The sequence below is a fragment of the Streptomyces sp. NPDC127068 genome (assembly GCF_042724695.1).
GTDB lineage: Bacteria > Actinomycetota > Actinomycetes > Streptomycetales > Streptomycetaceae > Streptomyces.
Genome location: NZ_JBHXEN010000010.1, coordinates 54594 through 78928, shown reverse-complemented (window position 1 = coordinate 78928; position 24335 = coordinate 54594). Strand labels below are relative to the sequence as shown.

Annotated in this window: 20 protein-coding genes and 1 pseudogene; 12 read left to right on the top strand and 9 right to left on the bottom strand. The window is 72.5% G+C overall.

What is annotated here, in order from left to right; translation table 11 throughout:
- Positions 1–74 precede the first annotated feature (74 nt).
- From ACFWIA_RS08645 to ACFWIA_RS08630, 4 genes are all read left to right on the top strand, one after another.
- Complete coding sequence (locus ACFWIA_RS08645; RefSeq protein ID WP_387001776.1) at positions 75–740, top strand: VWA domain-containing protein; 666 nt, start codon at positions 75–77, stop codon at positions 738–740.
- Between the two features lie 8 nt (positions 741–748).
- Positions 749–2029: a protein phosphatase 2C domain-containing protein gene (locus ACFWIA_RS08640; protein ID WP_387001774.1), complete on the top strand. Its 1281-nt coding sequence runs from the start codon at positions 749–751 to the stop codon at positions 2027–2029.
- Complete coding sequence (locus tag ACFWIA_RS08635) at positions 2026–2973, top strand: hypothetical protein (protein WP_387001772.1); 948 nt, start codon at positions 2026–2028, stop codon at positions 2971–2973. The genes ACFWIA_RS08640 and ACFWIA_RS08635 overlap by 4 nt, the downstream gene beginning before the upstream one ends.
- A gap of 88 nt (positions 2974–3061) precedes the next feature.
- Positions 3062–4135: an AI-2E family transporter gene (locus ACFWIA_RS08630; protein WP_387001770.1), complete on the top strand. Its 1074-nt coding sequence runs from the start codon at positions 3062–3064 to the stop codon at positions 4133–4135.
- A 181-nt stretch (positions 4136–4316) separates the two neighbouring features.
- Here ACFWIA_RS08630 and ACFWIA_RS08625 read toward each other — a convergent pair whose 3' ends face one another.
- The 3 genes from ACFWIA_RS08625 to ACFWIA_RS08615 all read right to left on the bottom strand — a co-directional run bounded on the left by ACFWIA_RS08625 (position 4317) and on the right by ACFWIA_RS08615 (position 7800).
- Entirely contained in the window at positions 4317–4574 is a 258-nt protein-coding gene (locus ACFWIA_RS08625) for a hypothetical protein (protein ID WP_387001769.1), read from the bottom strand.
- Between the two features lie 145 nt (positions 4575–4719).
- Positions 4720–5454, bottom strand: coding sequence for a GntR family transcriptional regulator (locus tag ACFWIA_RS08620; protein WP_387001767.1), 735 nt, complete (start codon positions 5452–5454; stop codon positions 4720–4722).
- Between the two features lie 150 nt (positions 5455–5604).
- Positions 5605–7800, bottom strand: a complete 2196-nt coding sequence (locus tag ACFWIA_RS08615; protein ID WP_387001765.1) for a SpoIIE family protein phosphatase — start codon at positions 7798–7800, stop codon at positions 5605–5607.
- 210 nt (positions 7801–8010) lie between these two features.
- Here ACFWIA_RS08615 and aspS point away from each other — a divergent pair, with 210 nt between their 5' ends.
- From aspS to ACFWIA_RS08590, 5 genes are all read left to right on the top strand, one after another.
- Positions 8011–9774, top strand: coding sequence for an aspartate--tRNA ligase (gene aspS, locus ACFWIA_RS08610; RefSeq protein ID WP_387001763.1), 1764 nt, complete (start codon positions 8011–8013; stop codon positions 9772–9774).
- 318 nt (positions 9775–10092) lie between these two features.
- Entirely contained in the window at positions 10093–10635 is a 543-nt protein-coding gene (locus tag ACFWIA_RS08605) for a GntR family transcriptional regulator (protein ID WP_387001762.1), read from the top strand.
- Position 10636: 1 nt separating this feature from the next.
- On the top strand, positions 10637–10819 hold the full coding sequence (locus ACFWIA_RS08600) for a GntR family transcriptional regulator (protein ID WP_387001760.1): 183 nt from the start codon (positions 10637–10639) through the stop codon (positions 10817–10819).
- Positions 10820–10867: 48 nt separating this feature from the next.
- On the top strand, positions 10868–11287 hold the full coding sequence (locus ACFWIA_RS08595; RefSeq protein ID WP_387001758.1) for a UTRA domain-containing protein: 420 nt from the start codon (positions 10868–10870) through the stop codon (positions 11285–11287).
- A gap of 191 nt (positions 11288–11478) precedes the next feature.
- On the top strand, positions 11479–12066 hold the full coding sequence (locus tag ACFWIA_RS08590) for a Uma2 family endonuclease (RefSeq protein WP_387001756.1): 588 nt from the start codon (positions 11479–11481) through the stop codon (positions 12064–12066).
- Between the two features lie 174 nt (positions 12067–12240).
- Here the strand turns inward: ACFWIA_RS08590 and metG are convergent, their stop codons facing one another.
- Complete coding sequence (metG, locus tag ACFWIA_RS08585; protein ID WP_387001755.1) at positions 12241–13959, bottom strand: methionine--tRNA ligase; 1719 nt, start codon at positions 13957–13959, stop codon at positions 12241–12243.
- A gap of 196 nt (positions 13960–14155) precedes the next feature.
- Complete coding sequence (locus tag ACFWIA_RS08580; protein ID WP_387001753.1) at positions 14156–15670, bottom strand: VWA domain-containing protein; 1515 nt, start codon at positions 15668–15670, stop codon at positions 14156–14158.
- 234 nt (positions 15671–15904) lie between these two features.
- On the opposite strand from ACFWIA_RS08580, the gene ACFWIA_RS08575 reads away from it, so the two are divergent.
- Positions 15905–18004 carry a PhoX family protein gene (locus ACFWIA_RS08575; RefSeq protein WP_387001751.1) on the top strand — a complete coding sequence of 700 codons (2100 nt, stop codon included), beginning with the start codon at positions 15905–15907 and terminating at the stop codon, positions 18002–18004.
- A gap of 206 nt (positions 18005–18210) precedes the next feature.
- Here the strand turns inward: ACFWIA_RS08575 and ACFWIA_RS08570 are convergent.
- A pseudogene (locus ACFWIA_RS08570) lies at positions 18211–19167 on the bottom strand (LysR family transcriptional regulator); the annotation flags it as partial.
- 285 nt (positions 19168–19452) lie between these two features.
- On the opposite strand from ACFWIA_RS08570, the gene snpA reads away from it, so the two are divergent.
- On the top strand, positions 19453–20157 hold the full coding sequence (snpA, locus tag ACFWIA_RS08565) for a snapalysin (protein ID WP_387001748.1): 705 nt from the start codon (positions 19453–19455) through the stop codon (positions 20155–20157).
- A 103-nt stretch (positions 20158–20260) separates the two neighbouring features.
- Here the strand turns inward: snpA and ACFWIA_RS08560 are convergent, their stop codons facing one another.
- Positions 20261–21700, bottom strand: a complete 1440-nt coding sequence (locus ACFWIA_RS08560) for a WGR domain-containing protein (RefSeq protein ID WP_387001746.1) — start codon at positions 21698–21700, stop codon at positions 20261–20263.
- A 159-nt stretch (positions 21701–21859) separates the two neighbouring features.
- Positions 21860–22300 carry a hypothetical protein gene (locus tag ACFWIA_RS08555; RefSeq protein ID WP_387001744.1) on the bottom strand — a complete coding sequence of 147 codons (441 nt, stop codon included), beginning with the start codon at positions 22298–22300 and terminating at the stop codon, positions 21860–21862.
- Positions 22301–22417: 117 nt separating this feature from the next.
- Here ACFWIA_RS08555 and ACFWIA_RS08550 point away from each other — a divergent pair, with 117 nt between their 5' ends.
- Positions 22418–23269, top strand: a complete 852-nt coding sequence (locus tag ACFWIA_RS08550) for a phosphotransferase family protein (RefSeq protein ID WP_387001742.1) — start codon at positions 22418–22420, stop codon at positions 23267–23269.
- Between the two features lie 8 nt (positions 23270–23277).
- On the opposite strand, the gene ACFWIA_RS08545 is transcribed toward ACFWIA_RS08550, so the two are convergent.
- Positions 23278–24330 (bottom strand): Gfo/Idh/MocA family protein, encoded by a 1053-nt coding sequence (locus tag ACFWIA_RS08545; protein ID WP_387001740.1) that lies wholly within the window; start codon positions 24328–24330, stop codon positions 23278–23280.
- Positions 24331–24335: the final 5 nt, after the last annotated feature.

The following is a 24335-nucleotide window of genomic DNA, read 5'->3' as shown; positions in this document are numbered from 1 at the left end:
ACGACCGTTCCCGGCTCGGAGGACGTTCGCCCCGCCCCACGACCCTGACAGCACCGCCCGGAGGTACGAGAACCGTGCAGATCCTTCCCTTCTATCTCGTGTGTGACGAGTCGGGATCCATGAACGGTGACCCGCTCGACAGCATCAACAGCGCGCTGCCGGAGCTGCACCGCGAGATCAGCACCAACCCGACCGTCGCGGACAAGACCCGGTTCTGCCTGATCGGCTTCTCCAACGACGCCAAGGTGCTGCAACCGTTGGTGGACCTCAGCGACATCGACACCCTGCCGGGCCTCGCGGCCGGGGGACTCACCGCGTACGGGGAGGCGTTCCGCACCCTGCGCACCTGCATCGAGGCGGACGTGACCACGCTGAAGGCGGAGGGCCACGACGTGTACCGGCCGGTGGTGTTCTTCCTCTCCGACGGCGGGCCCACCGACGACGACTGGCAGCAGGCGCACAAGGAGCTGATCGACGCCCGCTACCGGCCGAACATCATCGCGTTCGGCATCGGCGAGGCGGACCGGGCGACGATCGGTCACGTCGCCAACTTCCGGGCGTTCATGCAGCAGGACCAGAGCGTGTCGGCGGCGCAGGCGCTGCGCGAGTTCGCGGCCAGCCTGACCCGGTCGATCGTGCGTTCGGCGAGCAGCATCCCGGCGGACGGCAGCGGCGGGTTCAACCTCGCCGTGGACGAGACCGTGCCCGGCTTCACCTCCGTCTCCCTCGACAAGCTCTGAGGCCGGCCGTGCACCAGCCGGACATCCACCAGCCGGACATCCACCAGCCGGGCGCCCCGCAGCCGGGCGCCCCTCAGGAGTGGCCGCCGGCCGCGTCGGGTCCCGAGGAGACCCCCGAGGCGGGGCAGGCGCGGGCGGACGCGCTCGACGAGGCGTGGAACAGCCTGCCGTCGGGCGTCGGCGCCGTGGCCTACCGGCCCGTCCCCCCGCCGCCGCCCACCCCCGCACCCGTCGCCGCCCCCGAACCGCACGCCCCCGTACCGGAGTCCGCCCCCGTACCGGCTCCGGCGCCCGTACCGGTGGCCGAGGGCGCGCCCGCGGTGGAACCGGCCCCGCCGGGCGCCGCTCCGGAAGCCGTTCGGGTCCCCGCCGCCGTACCGCTGCTGGGCCCCCCGCGGCACAGCGGCCCCAAGCCGCCGCTGTACGCGCCGCACCCCGGCACCCTGCCGTCCGTGCGCGACGACCTCGACGGCGCGGTGGTTCCGGACATCGTCGTGGACGGTGCCACCCACGGGGCGTTGACGGTACGGGCCGCCTCGATCCGCGGGGACTCGCACCGCTACGAGGGCGGTCCGCGCCAGGACGCGCTGGGCGTCACCCGGCTCGGCGGCCCCGACCCGACGAACGGACTGCTGCTGCTCACCGTCGCCGACGGCGTGGGCTCCGCCGCCCGCTCGCACATCGGTTCGCACGAGGTCAGCCGCAGCGTCGCGCTCTTCCTCGACCGGTACGCCGAGCAACTCGCCGAATCGCTGCGCGCCCACGACGAGCCGACGTTCAGCGCGCTGGTGAACTCGGCGGTCGGCAGCGCCGCCGAAGGACTCGCCCGCAGCGTGGCCGAACGCGGCGGGCACCCCGCCGACCACGCCACCACCCTGCGCGGACTGCTGGTGCCCCTCGACCCGCGGGTCCGGGACCGCGGCTTCTTCGCGGTGGGCGACGGCGGCGGGGCGCTGCTGCGCCGGGGCGTGTGGACCGTCGACGTGTTCGGTGAGGGACAGGGCGGCTCCGGGGTCATCGACACCGGCACCGAGGCGCTGCCCGGTTCGCGGTTCGCCCGCTCGCTGATCTACGGTCCCGCCCTGCCGGGGGACCTCCTGGTGCTCTGCACCGACGGCCTGTCCACCCCGCTCGCCGGGGACGCCGGGATGCGGGACTTCCTCGCCGGGGCCTGGGGCTCCGCCGAGGTGCCCGGACCGGTCGACTTCCTCTGGCAACTCCAGTACCGGGTGAAGTCCTACGACGACGACCGCACCGCCGTGTGCTTGTGGGAGGGCCCCGAGGGATGAGCGTGGACGACGGCGCGGACGTCCCCCTCGGCGCACTGGCGGTACGGGACCGCATCGGGGACGGCGGCCAGGGCGAGGTGTTCACCCTGGCCGACCTGCCCACGGTGCTGTACAAGAGCTACCGCGATCCGCGGCAGGTCGACGGGGAGGCGCTCGCCGGACTGGTCGGCGTGCGCCGGGTCCTCGACCCGACGCACCGGGACCGCCTCGACGCCGAGGCCGCGTGGCCGCTGTGCCGGGTCGTCAGCGCGGGCCGGGTGACGGGGTTCCTGATGCGCCGGGCCCCGGAGACGATGACCTGGACCACGGGCACCGGGGACACCAAGCTGACCGAGTTGGCGTTCCTGCTGCGCCCGCCGAAGGCCGCCTGGCAGTCGGTGGCGCAGCCCTCGCCTGCCGAGCGGTACGCGCTGGCCGTGGCCCTGGTCGAGGCGCTGCACCGGCTGCACACCATGGGCCTGGTGCTGGGTGACCTCTCGGCGGCGAACGTGCTGTGGACCCTGCGGCCCGCCCCCGCGGTGTACCTGCTGGACTGCGACGGCGCGCGGCTGGTGGGCCGGGCGCCGGTGCTGGCGCAGGCGGACACCATCGACTGGGGCGACCCCGAGGCGAAGCCCGGTGCCGTCACCGTCGACACCGACCGCTACAAGGCCGCCCTCGCGATCAGCCGCATCCTCGCGCGCGACGCGTACGCGGCCCCGGGCGCACCGTTCACCCCGCTGCCCGGGGTGCTGGACGAACGTCGGGAGCACGCGGTGCGGCGGCTGTTGGACCAGGCCGCCGGGGCCTACGGGGCACGGCCCGACCTCGGACAGTGGCGGGTGGCCCTGGCCGGCCGCGAGGTCATCAAGCTCACGGCCCTCGCCCCGGCGCCCCGACCGCCGGTCGACCGTTCGAAGTTCGACGGTCCGCGGCAGCGCGGCACGATCAACCTCCGGGACTGAGCACCCGCGGGCCGCCGGGGGCGTCACCCGTCGACGGCGCCCGCGGGGCGCACCCGTGGTTCGCCGACCCCTGCGTACGCTATGAACCGTGCGTACCCTTTTGCCCGAACCCGTCCGTCGGACCGCCGCCTGGTGCGTCGTGTTCCTCCTGGTCGCCGGGGTCGTGGCGGTCGGGATCTGGCTGTGCATCGTCTTCAAGACGGCGGTCACCCCGGTGCTGCTCGCCCTGCTGGGCACGGCGCTGCTGCGCCCGCTGTACCGGCGGCTGGTGGCGGCGAAGGTGAACGCCTCGCTGGCGGCGGGCCTGACCTGCGTGGCCGTCGTCGCGGTGGTCGGCGGGGCGGTGTACATCGTGGTCGCCGCGCTCGTCGACTCCGGCCCGCAGATCATCACCTCGCTGCGGACGGCCGGCCGGTCGATCACCGACTACTTCGGGGCGGCCGGCACCTCCCTGGACGACCTGGCGGCCAACGCCAAGGAACTGCTGGGCAAGTTCGGGAGCACCGCGGCGTCCGGGGTGATCACCGGGATCAGCGTCGTCGGCACGATGATCGCGACCGCGGTACTGGCCCTGCTGCTGATCTTCTTCTTCCTCCGGGACTCCGGGCGGGCGCTCGCCGCGCTGCACTCGTTCGCGCCCGGCGGCTCCGGGCACACCCTGGAGGCGATGGCCCGCCGGGCGTTCCGGGCCGTGGAGGGCTTCATGCGCGGGACCACGCTCATCGCGTTCATCGACGCGGTGTGCATCACCGTCGGCCTGCTGGTCCTGGACGTGCCGGGGGCGATCGGGCTGGGCGCCCTGGTCTTCGTCGGCGCGTACATCCCCTACCTGGGCGCCTTCATCTCCGGGGCGGTCGCCGTCCTCGTCGCCCTCGCCGACCGGGGGTTCGTCATCGCGCTCTGGGCGCTCGGGGTGGTGCTCGCCGTGCAGGTGTTGGAGGGGCAGGTGCTCCAGCCGATGATCCAGAGCCGGACCGTGCAGATGCATCCGGCGATCGTGCTGCTGGCGATCACCGCGGGCGCCTCGGTGGCCGGCATCCTCGGGATGCTGCTCGCGGTGCCGCTCACGGCGGCGGCGTTCGGCGTGATCTCGGAGCTGCGCATCCACTACGGCGGCGCGGCGCCCCCGTCCCCGCCCGCGTCTTCGCCTGCCCGATCCTGATCCGGCGTCGGACGGCCGTCTGCGCGGTAGGCCCCGGGTGCCACCGGCCGGACCGGTGGCACCCGGGGGGTTCAGACGGTGCCGAGGGCCGTCCCGATCACCCGGCCGCACCTGCCGCCGATCAGTACGCGGGTGGAGCGGACGAACGCGTCGCGCAGCCGTAACCGACTGCGGGCGGGCCTCACCGGGCGGGGGAGCAGGCCGGGCGTCGGCGGTCCTCGTCGTTGTCCGCGAGGACGTGGCACAGCTCCGCGTGGAGGGCTTCCGCTTCGGAGGGGGACATCCACAGACTGGTGTCGCCCCGGTGCTCACCGTTCCGCACGATCGTGAGCGGCAGTCGGTAGCGGGTGCCGTCGTCACCTTCGATCTTCTGGACGCGTTTGCCCGGGATGCGGTCCGCGCGCCAACCGGCGCCGGGCCTGTATCGGGGATCGACCATCGGGTGTCGCCTGCCCTTCCGTCACGGGAATTGGATAGGTGGACCATTCCACCGGTTGACCTGTCCAGTCAAGGAGGTCAAACGAAGCAACCCCTGCCGAAGCAGGGGTTGTTGGGGGCTGTGCAGGGCATTTCAGCCAGCCGCGTCACTCCGACCGCATGGCGTACTCCTCGGTCCTGGCCCATCGCCCGGCGGGCGTCACGCCCACCTCGTAGGCCAGCGGCCTGCCGTCCGAGTCATAGGAGATGTGGCGCACCTCCGCGACCGCCTGCGGCCCGTCGAGTCCGAGAACGCGCAGCTCGTCGTCGGTGGCGAGCCGCGCACTCCACCAGTCGCGGCCCGTCTGCGGGCGCCGGCCGGTCTGCATCTCCACATAACGCGTGGTGCCCTCGCGCACCCGCTCCCGCTGCAACAGCCGGGGCGCGGCGTCGGCCACTTCGGTGGTGAACCACGAGGTGGACATGGCCGAAGCACGATCACCCTCACGAGTGACACGCTGCCGCCGTGCGACGCTCGCTCCCGTCTCCACGCCCAGTGCGGTGGCGACGTGCTCCGGGGCGGCCGTCAGTTCCGCCGCCAGGATCTCGGCGTACTCCCCCGCCGTGTAGATGTTCCCCGTCGCGACGGCGGTCTGGTACCGCTCGCCCGCGCTGCGCGCCAGCGGAACGCGCGGCTGCACGGTGGTTCCGACGCCCTGTCGGGAGGCGATCAGGCCCTCCTGGCGCAGCACTTGGAGCGCCCGGACGATCGTCGGACGGGAGACGCTCCACCGGTCCGTCATCTCGCGTTCGCTCGGCAGGCTGTCGCCCGCGTTGAGTTCGCCCCGCACGATGCGGCCCCGGATCTCGGTCGCGATCTGTTCGTACTTCGGCAGTGCCATGGGTCGCGTGTCCCTCACTGGTTGGCCAGTTGACTTGTCCAGTGGCCATGGTGCCCCACCGCCGCTTCGGGAGCCAAGCCGGTATCAGGCCGGACACCCGCCCCGGGGAGGGGAGTTGCCGGGCTCTGGCCGCCGTCCGTCACGGCCGCGCTAGGTACCGGGCTCCGACTCCGGCTCCCGCTCGGGCCCTGCGGACTTCGTGGACTCGGCGAGCTCGAACCAGGTGCTCTTGCCCTCGCCGCGGGGGTCCACGCCCCACGCGTCGGCGAGCAGGTCCATCAGCACCAGGCCCCGCCCGGAGGACGCCAACTCGCCGGGCTCGCGCCGGTGCGGCAGGTCGTCGCTGGCGTCGGTGACCTCGACCCGCAGCCGACGCCGGCCCGGTTCGCCGGTCACCTCGGCCGTCATCAGCGCATCGCCGTCCGTGTGGACGAGGACGTTGGTGAGCGTCTCGGACACCATCAGCACCGCCGAGTCGACCTGTTCGCGGTCCGCCCAGTCGTGCAGCAGCTCCCGCAGCTGCTGGCGGCCCGCGGCGATGCGGTGCGGCTCCGCCTGGGCCACCGTCAGCAGGGTCCGCCGGGTCGGCGTCACCGGTTCGGGACGTTCACCGCGGCGCAGCAGCAGGAAGGCGATGTCGTCCTCGCGGCGGTCCGCCAGCGGTCCCGTCGTGTGGTGCGAGGACGGTCCGTGCACCGCCTGGACCAGGCCGTCCGCCAGCTCCTCCAGGCTGTCGCCCGGGTGCTCCTCCAGCGTGCTGCGGATGCGGGCCCAACCGGTGTCCCAGTCGTGGCCGCCCGTCTCGATCAGGCCGTCCGTGCAGATCAGCATGGTCTCGCCGGGTTCCAGGACCAACCGGGTCGTCGGGTAGTCGGTGTCCGGGTCGATGCCCAGCGGCAGTCCGCCGGCCGTCGAGCGGAGCAGGACCGTGCCGTCGGCCAGCCGGATCGCCGGCTCCGGATGCCCGGCGCGGGCGATCTCCAGTACCCCCGTGAGCGGGTCGGCCTCCACGTACAGACAGGTAGCGAAACGGGTCTCGGCGGCCTCCCCGGGCGGCGCGGGACCCGTGGCGCCGTACGGGACGGCGTCCGTGAGCCCGGCGAGGAACCGTCCGGCGCGGGACAGCACCGCGTCCGGGCGGTGGCCCTCGGCCGCGTAGGCGCGCAGCGCGACCCGCAGCTGTCCCATCAGCCCGGCGGCCCGGACGTCGTGCCCCTGGACGTCCCCGATGACCAGGGCGATCCGGCCGGACGGCAGCGGGATCACGTCGTACCAGTCGCCCCCGACCTGGAGTCCGCCGCCGGTCGGCACGTACCGCGCGGCCAGTCGCACGCCGGGGATCTCCGGTCCGAGGGTGGGGAGCATCGAGCGCTGGAGGCCGTCGGTGAGTTCCCGTTCGCTCTCGGCGGCGCCCGCCCGCGACAACGCCTGGGCCAGCATCCGCGCGACGGTCGTCAGGACCGCCCGCTCGTCCGGGGTGAACGTCACCCGGTACGCGAACGCCGCCATCCACGCCCCGATGGTGCGGCCCGCGACGACCAGCGGCAGGAACGCCCAGGACTGCCGCTCGAAGGGTTCCGCGAGCCGCCACGCCGTCGGGTAGTCGCGGCGGTAGTCGCCGGGCGAGGACAGGTACACGGCCCGTCCGGTGCGCACCACCTCGGCCGCCGGGTAGTCGGTGTCCAGCGGCATCGCGGTGAAGGGGCCTTCGGCGCCCGGGGAGTGCCCGTGGTGGCCGATGACGGTGAGGTGGTCGCCCGCCAACCCGAACACGGCGAGGCCGTCGGGGCTGAAGCCGGGCATCGACAGCCGGGCCGCGACCCGCAGCACCTCCGCCGTCGACCGGGCCTCCGCCAGCGCGCGCCCCGCGTCCAGCAGGAACGCCTCCCGGGAGCGGCGCCAGTCACCGGTGACGGGGGAGTGCGCGGCGGCGCCCGGCGGCTGCTCGCCGATCTCCTGGAGCACGCCGACCAACTCGTACGAACCGGTCTCGCGGTGGTACGTGGGCTTGGAGCGGCTGCGCACCGTGCGGATCACCCGGCCCCGCTCGTCCATGATCCGCAGGCGGGCCTCGGCGAGGGAGTCCTCCGCGACGGCGAGCCGGACGACCCCGTCGATCTCGTTCCAGTCGACCGGGTGGAAGCGGGCGCGCACCCGGGCCTCCGTGACCTCGCCGGCGACCGGCGGCAGACCGAGCAGCCGGGCGGCCTCCGCGTCGACGGTGACGACACCGGCGGCGGTGTCCCAGTGCCACAGCCCGCTGCGGAGCGCCCTGAGCGCCTCCTCGGCGCCGGGCAGGGCGGACGCCCCGGCCCGTGCGGAGGGCGGGGGCTCTTCGGTACGCATTGCCCCACTGTAGGAATATCGGACCGGAAAAGGCCACCGCGTCCGGGGGCGGCGCCGGCCCGCGGGGCAACGGAACGCGGGGAACGCGCGGGGCGGCCGGGGTGCACGGGGCGGCCGGGGCGGGCGCACAAACGGGGCGGGGGATCTTGGGGGCGGGCGGTAACCTTGACGGGCCCGGCACTGCACTCCGTCAAGACTGGATGAACCACGATGCATCGGTACAGGTCCCACACCTGCGGCGAGCTCCGCGCCTCTGACGTCGGCGCCGACGTCCGGCTGAGCGGCTGGCTGCACAACCGTCGAGACCTGGGCGGCATCCTCTTCATCGATCTGCGCGACCACTACGGCATCACCCAGCTCGTCGCCCGCCCCGGCACCGCCGCGGCCGAGGTCCTGGACAAGCTGACCAAGGAGACCGTCGTCCGGATCGACGGCAAGGTCGTGTCCCGCGGCGCCGACAACGTCAACGCCGAGCTGCCGACCGGTGAGGTCGAGATCGAGGCGGACGCGGTCGAGGTGCTGGGCGCGGCCCAGCAGATCCCGTTCACGATCAACGCCGAGGACGGGGTCAACGAGGAGCGGCGCCTGGAGTACCGCTTCCTCGACCTGCGCCGCGAGCGCATGCACCGCAACATCATGCTGCGGACGGCCGTGATCTCCGCGATCCGCCACAAGATGGTCGCCCTCGGCTTCAACGAGATGGCGACCCCGATCCTCACCGCGACCTCCCCCGAGGGCGCCCGTGACTTCGTGGTCCCGTCCCGGCTGCACGCGGGCCGCTTCTACGCGTTGCCGCAGGCCCCGCAGCAGTTCAAGCAGCTGCTGATGATCTCCGGCTTCGACCGCTACTTCCAGATCGCCCCCTGCTTCCGGGACGAGGACGCCCGCGCGGACCGTTCGCCGGGCGAGTTCTACCAGCTCGACGTGGAGATGTCCTTCGTCGAGCAGGAGGACGTGTTCCAGCCCATCGAGAAGCTGATGACGGAGCTGTTCGAGGAGTTCGGCGGCGGCCGTCCGGTCACCTCGCCGTTCCCGCGCATCCCGTTCCGCGAGTCCATGGCGAAGTACGGCTCCGACAAGCCGGACCTGCGGGCCCAGCTGGAGCTGGTCGACATCACCGACGTGTTCGAGGGCTCCGAGTTCAAGGCCTTCGCCGGCAAGCACGTACGGGCCCTGCCGGTGCCCGACGTCTCCGGTCAGCCGCGCAAGTTCTTCGACCAGCTCGGTGAGTACGCCGTCGAGCAGGGCGCGAAGGGCCTCGCCTGGGTCCGGGTCGCGGAGGACGGTTCGCTGACCGGCCCGATCGCGAAGTTCCTCACCGAGGAGAACGTCGCCGAGCTGACCAAGCGCCTGGCCCTGGCCCCCGGCCACGCCGTGTTCTTCGGCGCCGGCGAGTACGACGAGGTCTCGAAGATCATGGGCGCGGTCCGCGTCGAGGCCGCGAAGCGCGCCGGCCACTTCGAGGAGGGCGTCTTCCGCTTCTGCTGGATCGTCGACTTCCCGATGTACGAGAAGGACGAGGAGACCGGCCGCATCGACTTCTCCCACAACCCGTTCTCCATGCCGCAGGGCGGCATGAAGGACCTGGAGGAGAAGGACCCCCTGGACATCCTGGCCTGGCAGTACGACATCGTGTGCAACGGCGTCGAGCTGTCCTCCGGCGCGATCCGCAACCACGAGCCCGAGGTCATGCTGAAGGCGTTCGAGATCGCGGGCTACGAGCGCGACACCGTGGAGCAGGAGTTCGCGGGCATGCTCCGCGCGTTCCGCTTCGGCGCCCCGCCGCACGGCGGCATCGCCCCGGGCGTCGACCGGATCGTCATGCTCCTCGCCGACGAGCCCAACATCCGGGAGACGATCGCGTTCCCGTTGAACGGGAACGCGCAGGACCTGATGATGGGTGCGCCGACGGAGCTGGACGAGTCCCGGCTCCGTGAGCTGCACCTGAGCGTGCGCAAGCCCCAGCCGAAGTAGTTCCTCTCTTCCCCGAAGGGCCGGCGACCTCCCCGGAGGCGCCGGCCCTTCGGCGCGCCGTACGGTTCCCGGCGGTACGCGTTCCCCTGCGGGTGCGTGGGGGTCGCCCGCGCAGTTCCCCGCGCCCCTGACGGGGCGCCTCTCGGGTCACGCGTGTTCGTCCGCGCCACGGCGGTCAGGGCGTAGGTCTGCCGGGTGGTGCGGTAGCGGACGACGGGTCCGCCGTTCAGGGCGGTGCGCAGGACGGCGGCGGCCCGCGCGTTCTCTTTACTGTGTAGAGCGGCAAGGTTCTGGGACGCTGGTGAAGAGGGAGGACCCGTGCCCGAAGGCGGGTGGACGCACGCTTCCGCGCCGTACCTGAGGCCCCCTGCGGCGGGTCAGGCCGACGCCTGGACCACCGAGACCGCCGCCAAGGGGCGCAAGGGGACGCAGCGCGTCGTCCGGGCCGGGGAGGTCCGGGCCTCCCGCGAGGTGGCGGAGCTGCTGGGGCTCCACGAAGCGGCGGAGGTGATCGTCCGGCGGAGGGTCATGTTCCTCGACGGGGAGCCCACGGAGCTGACGGACACCTACTACCCGGCGGCCATCGCCCGGGGCACCCGTCTGACGGAGACCTCGAAGATCCCCGGTGGCGCCGTCACCCTGCTGGCGGACCTCGGACACGTCGCCCACGTCGTACGCGAAGTGGTGCGTGCGCGGATGCCGGACGCTCAGGAACGGGAGTCGCTGGCGATGGGCGCCGACGCCCCCGTACTGACCCTGACCCGGGTCACGGCGGACGACCGGGGCGTCCCGTTCCAGGTCGACGTGTCGGTCTTTCCGGCCGCCACCCAGGAACTCAGCTACGAGAGGAGGGTGGACTGACATGCCCGAGACCCATGAAGACACCTTCGACCGGCGTCCCCTGCACGAGCGCATCGCCGCGGATCTACGCGACGAGATCATGTCCGGTGTCCTGGCGCCCGCCACCAACCTGCCCTCCACGCAGCGGCTGAAGGAGCGGTTCGAGGCGTCGAGCGCCACCGTGCAGAAGGCGTTCGGATACTGAAGGACGAACGCCTGGTCATCGGTCGAGCGGGCTCGGGGGTGACCGTCCGTGAACACCGGCAGGACACGATCCGCCCGGCCGACTTCGGAAAGCCTGCTGGGCCTGGCCGGGACCGGAACGGCGGTGGAACGGAAGCAACTCCTGCTGCACGACGGAGAGCCCGTCGAACTGGTCTCGTCGTACTACCCTCTCGACCTCGCACGGGGAACCGCCCTGGCGGAAGCCCGGAAGATCCGGGGCGGGACACCGGCTCTTCTGGCCGGAATGGGATACCCGCCGAGGCTCACCGTCGACCGCGTGTCGGCCCGCGTACCGACCCAAGCCCAGTACGAGGCGTTGCGTCTACCGACGGATCTGCCGATCCTGCGCACGCTGCGGGTCGTGTACAGCGACGACGAACGCCCGATCGAGGTGACCGTGACGGCGAAGGCGGGCCATCTGTACGAACTGCAATACGAGTTCGAGTAGTCCCGAGGTTCACACCCCGTACGCCCCCGCAAGCCCCTTCCACTCCCCTTCATCACATGGTGCGACGATCCGCACGTCGCACGGCATGGGGCGCTCCTACACTCCCGGTCATGTCACCACTCGTCACGAGTTCTCCCCCGACCGGGGCTAGAGCCCTACCCTGGGAGTCACCACCGATCCAGGAGTCCAGCATGAGCGGCGCTGAACAGGGCCCGGGTGTCCTGAACCAGGAGAAGTTCGAGCAGCTTGCCCGCTTGGGCGACCGTGTGGACGAAGCCCTGCGCTTGGAGTTCATCAACGGAAGGATCGGGGAGAAGGCAGTGCCGGACGGTGCCCACGGACGGATCATCGTCTGGTTGATGCAGTTGTGCTCGCAGACCCTGCCTGGGGCGTGGCTCTTCGGGGAGCAGGGCATCCGGGTGGAGAGCTACCGCAGCGGTAATGCACGCCCTGACGGTGTGCTGGCGCCCATTGAACATTTCGTCAACCAGGGCGAGTGGGCCTCCGCCGACGGGGTCCTCATGGTCGTGGAGGTCACCTCCTCCGACTCGGACACCACGAACCGCGACCGGGTGGAGAAGCCCCGTGCGTACGCCGAGACCGGCATCCCCGTCTACCTGCTGATCGACCGCGGCACGCACGAGGTCAAGGTCCACTCCCTGCCGGACGGAGTGCGCTACGAATCCGTGCTCACCGTCCCCTTCGGCAAGACCGTGCCGCTGCCCGACCCGGTCGGCTTCGACCTCGACACGGAGCCCCTGACCCACTGGGTGAGCTGAGGCCGGCCCGCACCGGACAGCGCACCCCGGCCGCAGCGCACCTGATCAGGGGCGCGGGGAACTGCGCGAGCAACCACCGCGCACCCGCACGGGGCGGCGCACCGCAGGTGGACGTACGGAAGGGCCGCAACGGACGACCCGCGCGGCCCTTCGGCAAGCCGGAACGGCGACGAACTACTCCCCGCCGCCGAAGCGGACCCGGAACGCCTCCAGGTCCTCGTCCGTGATCTTCGCGAAGAGCACGGGCGGCACCGTGAACGACGTCCCCACCGGCACGGTGCCCAACGCGGACGCCTCAGCCGGCGTGACCCACAGCGCCGTGTCGCCCTCCAGGGCGAACACGCCCCGCATCGCCTTCGCGGTGGCCGGGATGAACGGTTCGGACACCACCGCGTACAGGTGGATCAGGTTCATCGCCGTGCGCAGCGTCAGCGCCGCCGCCTCCGGGTCGGTCTTGATCTCCAGCCAGGGGGACTTCTCCTCCAGGTAGGAGTTGCCCGCCGACCACAGCGCGCGCAGCGCAGCCGCGGCCTTGCGGAACTGGAGGGCCTCCATCTGCTCCTCGTACTCGGCGAGCAGCCGGGCGATCTCCGTACCGAGCTTCTCCTCGGCGACACCGGGCGTACCGCCGGCCGGGACCTCGTCCCCGAACCGCTTCTTCGAGAACGACAGCACCCGGTTGACGAAGTTGCCGAGGGTGTCCGCCAGGTCCTTGTTCACCGTGGCGGTGAAGTGCTCCCAGGTGAACGAGGAGTCGTCGGACTCGGGGGCGTTGGCGATCAGGAAGTACCGCCAGTAGTCCGCGGGCAGCACGTCGAGCGCCGCGTCCGTGAACACGCCCCGCTTCTGCGAGGTGGAGAACTTGCCGCCGTAGTACGTCAGCCAGTTGAACGCCTTGACGTAGTCGACCTTCTTCCACGGCTCCCGCACGCCCAACTCGGTCGCCGGGAACATCACCGTGTGGAAGGGGACGTTGTCCTTGGCCATGAACTCGGTGTACCGGACGGTGTCGTCGGCCTCGTACCACCACGACTTCCAGTCCCGGACCTCACCGGCGGGCGCCGCGTCGGCCCACTCCTTCGTCGCGGCGATGTACTCGACGGGCGCGTCGAACCACACGTAGAAGACCTTGCCCTCGGCCGCCAGCTCCGGCCAGGTGTCCGCCGGTACGGGCACGCCCCAGTCCAGGTCGCGGGTGATCGCGCGGTCGTGCAGGCCCTCGGTCAGCCACTTGCGGGCGATGGAGGAGGCGAGCTGCGGCCAGGCGTCGCCGACCTCGTCGATCCACGCCTCCACCTCGTGCTGGAGCTTCGACTGGAGGAGGAACAGGTGCTTGGTCTCGCGGACCTCCAGGTCCGTGGACCCGCTGATCGCCGAGCGCGGGTTGATCAGGTCCGTCGGGTCGAGGACCCGGGTGCAGTTCTCGCACTGGTCGCCGCGGGCCTTGTCGTAGCCGCAGTGCGGGCAGGTGCCCTCGACGTACCGGTCCGGCAGGAAGCGGCCGTCGGTCGGCGAGTACACCTGGCGGATCGCCCGCTCCTCGATGAACCCGTTCTCGTTGAGCTTGCGGGCGAAGTGCTGGGTGATCTCCACGTTCTGCGCCGAGGAGCTGCGGCCGAAGTAGTCGAAGGCCAGCTCGAAGCCGTCGTACACGGCCTTCTGCGCGTCGTGCGCCTGCGCACAGAACTCGTCCACCGGCAGACCGCGCTCCTTGGCCGCCAGCTCGGCGGGGGTGCCGTGCTCGTCGGTGGCGCAGATGTACAGGACGTCGTGGCCGCGCTGGCGGAGGTACCGGGAGTACACGTCCGCCGGAAGCATGGACCCCACCATGTTGCCCAGGTGCTTGATCCCGTTGATGTACGGAAGGGCGCTGGTGATGAGGTGTCGAGCCATCGGGGGCTGCTCCCAGTTCGCGGTGTGCGGTGATGGTCTGTGCCGGCCGGTGACCGGGCCTCGCGGCCCCGCCCCGCCGGGTGCGGAATCCACAAATCCTATCCGACGGGCAGGGGCGCCCCGCGCGGAGTTTCTCCGCGGGGACGCCCCTGTGGGACCCCTCTACCGGGCCGTACCGGCTGCTCAGCCGTCGCGCTCAGCCGCGCCGGGCGGCCAGCCAGTCGGGCAGCGCGGCGAGCAGCCCGTCGTACAGCTCCTTGTCGGTGAGTTCCCGGGGCGCGGGGCCCGCGTGGTAGAACGCCGCGTTGTCGGCGGTCAGCTTGCGCAGGTAGTCGAAGCCCTTCGCCTCGTGCTCGCCGAACGCGACGAACTGGAAGAACAGCGGCAGCCGGGCGGCCTCGGCGAGTGCCTCGGTGGCCGGGCCCTTGGCGTCCGGGGGACCGTCGACCTGGAACACGACCAGTGCGGGGTCCTCGGACCCCGACTTCTCGTAGTGGGCCACGACCTCCGCGATCGCCGCGGGGTAGCTGGTGCGGCCCATGCGTCCGGCGGCGGCGTGCAGCTCGTCGACCCGTCCCTCGTACGCGGTGAGGTCCAGCTCCCCGGTGCCGTCCACCTCGGTGGAGAACAGCACGACGGGGACGGTCGCCGTCTCGTCCAGGTGCGCGGACAGGGCGAGCGCCTGCTCGCCGAGCCCCTGCGCGGAGCCGTCCTTGTAGTAGCCGCGCATCGAGCCGGAACGGTCCAGCACCAGGTACACCCGCAGGCGGGTGCCCGTGAGGTCGCGCTTGCGCAGCGCGGCGCCCGCCGCCTTGTACCCGGTGACCAGGCCGGGCGCCCTGGTCCGCACCCGCGCCAGGCTCCACGCGGGCTTCCCGGCGGGTACGGGCTCGGCGGCCGGTTCCGGTGCGGCAGCGGGCTCGGCCTCCACTACGACCTGCGGCTCCGGTACGGCCTCGGGCTCCGGTGCAGCGACCGGCGCGGTGACCGGTGCGGTGATCGGCTCCGCGGGCGCGGGGATCGTGGGCGCCGCCTCGGTGACGACCGGCTCAGCGGCCGGTGCGGCCACCGTCTCGGCGACTGGTGCGGGGGTCGGGTCCGGCTCCGTGGCGGGGGCCGGGATCACCGGCTTGGCCTCGACCTCGGTGACCGAGGCGGTCGGGGCCGTCGCCGCTGCCGGTGCCGCCGACTCGGAGGACGTGGCCGGCACGGCGGACGCGGCCGGTGCGGCGGGCTGGGCGGGGACCACCGGGGACGGGTCCCGCACCGGCTCCGCGGGCCGGGGCACGCTCACCCGGTCGAACGCGGCGGAGACGAGTTCGTCCGCGGACGACTGCGCCGGGAGCCGCACCCCGGCGTCCGTGTCCTCGTCCGTACCGGACGCGGTCGTACCGGACGTGGTCGTGCCGGACGCGGTGTCCGACGGCGCGGAACCGTCAGCGGAACCGGAATCAGTGCTGGTGTCCTTGCTCGACGGCTCGCCCGAGGTCGAAGCCGGAGCCGGAGCCGGAGCTGATGTCTCGGCGGTGGCGGTGGCGGTGGCAGCGGCGGGGGCTGTGGCTGTGGCCGCGGGAGTGGCCGATTCCGTGGCGGACTCCGCCGCCTCAGCCCCCTCCGCCACCTGCGGCGATTCGCCTTCGGCACCCTGCGCAGGGCCTTCCGACTTCTTCGACCGACCGAAAACGCCCCGCAGCCGACTCAGAATGCCCATGTGCGCAACCCTTCAGATGAGTTGTTCTGTCAATCCCTGGCCAGGATGGCCACGTAAGGTTAGCCAAACGCCCCGGCGATCAGCGGCCGACCCACCCCGACGGCCCAACGGCGCCCCCGCTCTCCCTGCCGGGTTCACTCCGCGTTCACGTTTCGTCCCTCCCTTCGCGAGGGGAACGCCCTAGGTTCGCGCCGTACGCACACCGAGCCGAACACACCCACAAGGGGACGAGACGTGCGCAGACTGCTGCCGATGACCACCACCTCTCACCCGGGCGGTCGCTCCGCCCTCACCTGCCGCTACCGCTGCGGCGACGCCTGCTTCGGCGAGGTGCCCAACACCAGCGACAACGCGTACGCGGGCGACATCATCGCCGGAGCCGTCAGCCGCCGTTCGCTGATGCGGTCGGCGGCCGTGGTGACCGTCACCGCCGCGGCCGGTGGCGCCCTGCTCGGCACCGGGGCGTCCGAGGCGCAGGCCGCCCCGGCCGGGGGGGCCGTCGCCGGTCGGCACCGGCCGCCGCGGGACCGGGCGGCCCGCGGGCTGCGGTTCAGCCCGGTCGCCCCGAACCGCAACGACGCGGTCACCGTGCCCGAGGGGTACGGGCAGAACCTGGTGATCCGTTGGGGCGACCCGATCCTGCGGGGCGCCCCGGCCTTCGACCCGGAGCGGCAGAGCGCCGCGGCGCAGGCCGGCCAGTTCGGCTACAACAACGACTTCCTGAGCCTGCTGCCGCTGCCCCGGGAGCACGGCCGGCAGCTGCTCGTGGCGAACCACGAGTACACGGACGAGGTCCTGATGTTCCGGGACTACGACCCCGAGAACCCGACGCGCGAACAGGTGGAGATCGCCTGGGCCGCGCACGGACTGTCGGTCGTGGTCGTGGCGGACCAGCGCCGCACCGGCCGGTTGACCGCCGTACCGCGCCACCACCTGAACCGGCGCCTCACCATGACCAGCGAGTTCCGGCTGACCGGGCCCGTCGCGGGCCACCGGCTGCTGCGCACGGGGGCCGACCCGCGGGGCGTCACCGTGCTGGGCACCCTCAACAACTGCGCGGGCGGCGAGACCCCGTGGGGCACCACGCTGCACGGCGAGGAGAACTTCAACCAGTACTTCGGCCACGCCGACCGGGTCACCGATCCGGTGACGGCGGCCCGGCTGAAGCGGTACGGGATCACGGGCGGCGCGTCGGAGCGCAAGTGGGAGCGGTTCGACGACCGGTTCGACCTGACGAAGGAGCCCCACGAGGCGAACCGGTTCGGCTGGGTCGTGGAGCTGGACCCGTACGACCCCGACTCGACGCCGCGCAAGCGGACCGCGCTCGGCCGGTTCAAGCACGAGGCGGCGCAGCCCCGGCTCACCGCCGACGGCCGGCCCGTCGTCTACATGGGCGACGACGAGCGCTTCGACTACTTCTACAAGTTCGTCTCCTCGAAGAGGCGCATGCGCGGTAACAGCCGCACCGCGCACGCGCACAACCTGACCCTGCTGGACGAGGGCACCCTCTACGTGGCGAAGCTGACCGGGGACTCCCCGGCCGCGGAGCTCGACGGCACCGGAACGCTCCCCTTGGACGGGGAGTTCGACGGCGGCGGCCGGTGGATCCCGCTGGCGACCGCGGGCCCGCGCGGACGCGCCGTCTCGCACGTGCCGGGCATGACCGCCGAGGAGGTGTACGTCTTCACCCGGCAGGCCGCGGACAAGGCGGGCGCCACCAAGATGGACCGCCCCGAGGACGTGGAGCCGTCCCCGCACAGCGGCCGGGTGTACGTGGCCCTCACCAACAACTCCGACCGCGGCAAGCCCGACAAGCCCGGGGCGGACGAGGCGAACCCGCGCAACCGCAACAAGCACGGTCAGGTCCTCGAACTCACCGAGTACGGCAACCGCCCCGAGGCCACGCGCTTCGCCTGGAGCCTGTTCCTGGTGGCGGGCGACCCGGACGACCCGGCGACGTACTTCGCGGGTTTCCCCAAGGACCGGGTCTCGCCGATCTCCTGCCCGGACAACCTCGCCTTCGACCCGCACGGCAACCTGTGGATCTCCACGGACGGCAATGCGCTCGGCACCCACGACGGACTGTTCGGCGTCGCGACCCGCGGGGAACGCCGGGGCGAACTGAAACAGTTCCTGACCGTGCCGACCGGGGCGGAGACCTGCGGTCCGATCGTCCAGGACCGTCGGGTGCTGGTCGCCGTGCAGCACCCGGGCGAGGTGGACGGCGCGAGCGTGGAGCGGCCGGCGAGCACCTGGCCGGACGGTCCGGGGCGGATCGTGCGGCCCTCGGTGGTCGCGGTCTGGCGCACCGACGGTCACGCCATCGGCACCTGACCCCACCGACTCGGCCGCCGGGGCGACGGCACGGGCCCGGGCTCCGGCCCCGCACGCGCCACGGGTACCGAACCCGGTACGGGGCCCGACCCCGTTACGGACACCCGGCCGTGCCCCGGCAGGCGGACCGGCGCGACCGGGTGTTCGACCGGATGCTCAGCAGGACGTCCGTGGGGGTGTTCGGCGGGGGGTTCGACGGCGGGGGCCGGGGCGGCGGGCCGGACGGGGCTGCTCCGGCCCCGGTCCGCCAACCACCGGGCGTAGGCGGGCGCTTCCTGCGCCGCCTCCGCATAGGCCGCCGCCAGGTCGTCGAAGGCCGCGTCCAACTCCGTGCAGGTCCGGGCCACCAGCAGCAGCCGCACCCCGATCGGGTCGCCCTCCAGGGGGCGCACCACGGTGTCCGGTCGGGGCAGCGTGGTCGGTTGGGACACCGTCACCACCTCGCCGGTGGCGACCAGGGTGTACGCGGTGAGGTAGTCCCCGTGCAGCACCCGCGGGTTGAGCCCGGCCTCCCGCAGCACCCGGGACACCGCGTCCCACTCCCCGTCCACGGTCGAGTCGACCATCCAGCGGTCGTGCGCCAAGGCGCCGACCGGTACGGAGCGCAGGGCCGCCGCCGGGTGGTCGGCCGCCAACGTCACGAACTGGGGCTCCCGTTCGACGAGGACCCGGCTGCGCAGTTCGGCGGGGAAGCGCAGCGGGCTGCCCTCCACCTCGTGCACGAACGCCACGTCGAGTTGACCGTCGGCGACCATGCCGAGCAGCGCGTTCGACGACACGTCCATCTGGAGCGTCGGCTCCGTGCCCGGGTGGCGCTGGCGCAACCTGCGCAGCCAACCGGGCAGCGCACGGCTCGCGGTGGAGCCGATCAGCAGTTGGGTGCCGTCCGTGGCGCGCGCCGCGGCGGCCCGGGTGTCGTTGACCAGGGCCCGCATCTCCGCGACCAGCGGGCGGGCCCGCCCGAGCAGCACCCGGCCGAGCGGGGTGGGGCGGCAACCGGACCGCTCCCGGGTGAACAGCTTGCCGCCCACGGCCTGTTCGATGCGGCGCAACTGCGTGCTGAGGGTGGGCTGAGCGACGCCCAGGGCCCGGGCCGCCTTGTGCAGGCTGCCCGTGTCGGCGATGGCGCACAGGGCGCGGAGGTGCCTCACTTCGAGGTCCATGACAAGTGAGCGTAGGCCCGCTCAGGGCACCCGCACCAGACGGTCCTCGTCACACTCCCGGGACTCCCGGGATTCCGGAGCCGTTCGGGCCCCGTGCTGACGCGTCCGTAACGGGGTGCGTCAAGGAAGCGATAGGGCCGGGCTATCACCACTTGCCATCATCCCGAACTCGCGTTCCTCCCTGAAACTCCTTAGCAGTCGAACCGGTTCCCACCCCCCACCCCCCTCGGGACCCCGCTCCCCGGGGCCCCACCCGGACCCGATCGCACACAAGAGGAGCGCACCATGAAGCCCCCCACACGCTTCCTGTCAGCCGCCCTGGGCCTCGGCATCGCCGCGGTGACGGCAGCCGCGGCCACCCTCCCCGCCGCCGCTGCGGACGCCCGCGCCGCCGAGGCCACCACAACCGCCTCCACCACCGAGTCGATCGCCCGCTACGAGGGGTCCAAGGAGGACTCCGCCGCGACCAAGAGGTTCTTCGAGGCGGTCGTGAAGTCGGTGGCCGAGAAGCGGGCCGCCAACCCCGGCGCCCGTCTGGTGACCGTCCGCTACAACGCGTCCAGCGCGCCGTCCTTCCGCGGCCAGATAGCCAGCAGCACCGCCATCTGGAACAGCTCGGTGTCCAACGTGCGGCTCCAGGAGGTCACCGGCGCCGCGGACTTCACCTACCGCGAGGGCAACGACCCGCGGGGTTCGTACGCCTCGACCAACATGCACGGCCGCGGGTTCATCTTCCTCGACTACCGCCAGAACCAGCAGTACGACTCCACCCGGGTCACCTCGCACGAGACGGGCCACGTGCTGGGCCTGTACGACAACTACCGCGGCCCGTGCAGCGAGCTGATGTCGGGCGGCGGTCCGGGCACCTCGTGCCGCAACGCCTACCCCAACGCGGCGGAGCGCGCACGGGTCAACCAGCTCTGGGTCAACGGCTTCGCCAAGGCCCTGGAGAAGGCGGGCGCCACGCTCGGCACCGCCAAGAACGGCTGACGCACCACCCCCACACCAGGTACGTCCGCTCACCCCCCACAGGTGCGGGCCGCCCCTCTCGCCGGGCGGCCCGCACCACCCGTTCCCTCCGGCGCGGGGCGCCTCACACCAGTCGGCGTATCTCGCCGCGCACCCGGTAGAAGCCGCCGGCGGAGGTGTGCAGCTCGTCCACCACGTACCGGGCGCCCGGTTCGCGCATCCCGCGCGGGAACTGGACGTTCCACCGCGGGTCGTAGCCGTCCGACACGACGTGCACCCGCATCCGGGAGCCCGTCTGGACGCACTCCACGACGATTCCGCCCGCCGGCGCCGCCGAGACGGTCGCCAGCGCGGACACCGAACTCACCGGCGTGTACGCGGGCAGCGCGGCGGCCGACTTGACGTCCCTGGCCACCGGCACGGTGCCCTGCTGGGCGGCGGCGATGGCGGCGTCCGAGGCGTCGATGCAGACCAGCGAGCCGTCCGTGGTGACCATGTACAGCCGCTCGTCCAGGTACTGCATGGACAGCGCCGAGCCGCTGCCGGTGCCGAGCTTCCACAGCCGGTTGCCCGCGGCGTCGAAGCAGTACACCGAGGACGAGGAGTCGCCCGCGAACACGTAGGCGCCGCCGGGCGCGGTGGCGCAGGAGTACACCGAGGTGTCGCAGCGGTAGTCGGCGACGACCGCACCGGTGGACTTCGCCAGCCGCTGGACCACGTGCCGCGCGGTGCCCGCGTACACCGAGTCGTCCTCCTGCCAGCCGAACAGCACGCCGCCCCGGGTCGGGGTGTGCCACAGCTCGCCCGTGCCGTTCTGCGCGTACGCCGTCACGCCCGTGCCGTGCCCGTGGTAGACGCCCCGTGCGTCGGCCCGGACCATCCACCCGTGCTGGCCCTCCGACTTGCGGGACCATTGGTGTTCGTCCTCGTGGTCGATCACCGTGAGCCCGCCGCGGGCGTCGGAGACGTTGAGGACGCCCTCGTGGATGTCCAGCCAGAAGATGTCGACGTCCGGGGCGATCGTGTACGCCCCGAACGGCAGCTTGGACGACAGGTCGTACACCGTGCCGTCGTCGCAGCCCGCGTAGATCCAGAAGTCGTCGGCGACCAGGCACTTGACGCCGTCCGGCAGGGAGTAGCGGGCCAGCACCTCGCCGCCGTGGCTGAGCGAGTAGACGTCACCCGCCTGGTTGCCGACCCAGCAGCGGTCCTGGTCGATGTGGATGCCGAACGCCGCGGAGCCGGTGCGCAGTCGCCACAGCACCGGGGCGGTGGAGCGGGCCGTCGACGGGGCGGAGCTCACCTGGCGGCGGGTCACCGGGCGGGCGGCCCTGGCTCCCTGCACGGCGGGCGCGTAGCCCTTGCGGACCTTCTCGCCGACCTTCTTCGCTGCGGCGGCCCGAGCCTTCACCTCGGTGGGGAACGAGGACACCGTCGTCTGGCCGTCCGCGCCGATCCGCCCGTACCGCACGGAGACCACGGTGCCGTCGACGGTCACCTCGTAGAACTTGTGCGCGCCGCCGCCTTCCTGCGACAGCTCCAGATACGTCGTCGAACGCGCCACGGCAGACCCCTCCCCAGGACGGAACCGGCCGTTCCGTCGGCCCGTTCTCACTACCTCGGACAGTAGGGCGCCCCACTGACAACGAGGCCCCGTACGCTCACGCCGGACCCGCTCCCGTAGGCGTGCCGCTGGCGCCGAGTACCCTCGACCGGGCCGCCGTCATTTCCACGTCAGCATCAGGCCGAAGCAGTCCTCGCACCCGTCGTCCTTCGGAGCGAGGAGGATCCGTAGCCGCCGCTGCTCCCCTTCGAAGGCGACCTGGACCGTCACCTCCTCCTTGTCCAGCGGCCCGAAGTCCGCGGTCATGGGACCCTGCGCCCGGCCTCCCCACTCCGACACCCAGGTCCGAGCGATGTCCTCGGCTTCGTCGCCGTCCAGTGCGAGTTCCTTCAGGCCGTCCGCGTCCTGCTCCTGGAGGCGGGCCAGGACGCGTTCGACGGCGGAGAGGGTTCCGGGGGAGGGCCGTCCCGTGACGCTCAGGTCGAGATCGGCGACGCCGGTCCTGTGGCGCTGCGGGGTCTTGTCGGTGTCGTAGGGCAGGAACGCCCAGACCAGCAGCAACAAGGTGATGACGCCGGCGACCACGCCGGACCTCTTCACCGGACCGTCCCGGTGCGTAGGGTGCTCATCGTGGTCGTACTCCTGTTCGGCTCGCGCGGTACTCAGATGCGAGGACGGCCCCACCCGCCCCGTGGTTCCGGAACCGGAGGTCACGCCATGAACGTACGCGAGACGCACAGCGCCCTGTTGGGTCGCCTGTTGCCCGACGACGCACCGGGCGAACTGGACGTGCGCAGCGGGCAGTTCCATGACGTCGTCATCGGCGCGGACCGTGTCGTGTGCCTGCCCCGGACCCGGGCGGCGGCCGGTCGACTCCCGGAGCGCGCCGCCGTGCTGAGCGCCCTCGCCGGGCTCGACCTGGGCTGTCGGACGCCCGAGCCGCTGGACCGTGGCGACGGTGAGGTGCCGTTTCTGGTGCTGAGTCGGATTCCAGGGGAGCCGTTGCAGGCGGACGTGCTCGGCGACGCCGCCGTGGCCGACGCCGTCGCGGCGCAGTACGCCGCGTTGCTGGCGGGGCTGGCGCGCGCCGGCTCCGATGCGAGCGTGCGCGCGCTGGTGCCCGTGGCGCCGGAGGACCAGTGGAGCCGGTTCGCGGACGGCGTGCGTACGGAGTTGTTCCCGTTGATGTCCGGGGACGGGCGGCTACGGGCCGGGCGGGAGCTGGCCGCGCTGGACGGGCTTGCGCACCGCACCGGAGCCGTGGTGCACGGGGACCTCGGGGCCGAGAACGTCCTGTGGGAGTGGCGGGACGGCTCGCCGCACCTCGCCGGGGTGCTGGACTGGGACGAGGTGTCCCTCGGCGACCGCGCCGAAGACCTCGCGGCCGTCGGCGCCGGTTACGGACCCGGGTTCCTGGCGCGGCTGCTCGGCCGGATCGACGATGAGGACCCCGGGCTCGGGGTGCGCATCGCCGCGGTACGGGGCACGTTCGCCCTGCAACAGGCACTCTTCGCCCTGCGCGACGGTGACGGGGACGCACTCGCGGACGGTCTGGCCGGCTACCACTGAGCGGCTCGTCACAGCTGCGGTACCGGCACCGGGCGGGAGCCCTCCGCCAGGGAGCGGGCGCCCGCGACGCCCACCAGGGAGGCGGCGACCGCGTCCCGCACCGGGACCAGCGGCGAGGCGCCCCGTTCCACCGTTGCGCGGAAGGCGCGCAGCAGCAACACCGTGCCCTCGGCGCGGCGTTCGACGGGGGAGCCGTCCACCAGGACGTGCGGCGGTGTCCGTTCCTCGTCGCGGACCGTGCCGTCGGGTGTCGTCCAGCCCTCGTTGCGTACGCGTACCGCGTAGGCACGGTCGCCGGGTGCGCGCAGTGACTCCGCGAGGCCGTGGGTGCCGCGCACCGAGAGCCAGCTCCAGTGGCTGTCGGGTTCGCCCTGGAGGAAGCCGTGTCGGGTGACGGCCAGCGCCCCGCTGGACAGGCGGACCGTCATCACCACCGCGCTGCGCGGGTCCCGCTCGTCGACGGTGAACGCCGCCACCTCGACCGGTCGGGCGCCGGTCAGCGCCAGCACGGGGGAGAGGGTGTGGGTGCAGTACGCGGTGGGGGCGATGCGGCCCCGCCAGTGGTTCGGGTCGCCGATCAGGGAGGTGACCGTTTCGGGCGCCATGCCGTGCAGGTAGTCCGCCTCGATCAGGGAGATCCGGCCCAGCTCACCGGCGTCGGCGGCGGCCCGGACCAGCCGGACGTGCGGGTGGACGACGTAGTTCTCGGCGAACGAGTACGTGGCCGTCGAGCGGTCCGCCGCGGCGATCAGTTCCCGGCCCTCCGCCTCGTCGGTGCAGGCGGCGGATTCGGACAGGACGTGCACGCCGCGGTCGAGGAAGGCGACGGCGAGCGGTGCGTGCGCGTCGAAGTCGTTGGCGAGGACCACCGCGTCCAGGGGGCGTTCGAGCAGGTCCTCCCAGCGTTCGGTGAGTTCTGTGTCGGGGAGGTCCGCGGCGGCTGCGGCGCGGCGTTCGGGGTCGCGGTCGCACAGGGCGACGACGTCCATCCCGACCCGTCGGCACCAGTGCGCCAGGTGCAGCCCCATGCCCAACCCGATGACTCCCACACGTATCCGCATGGTTC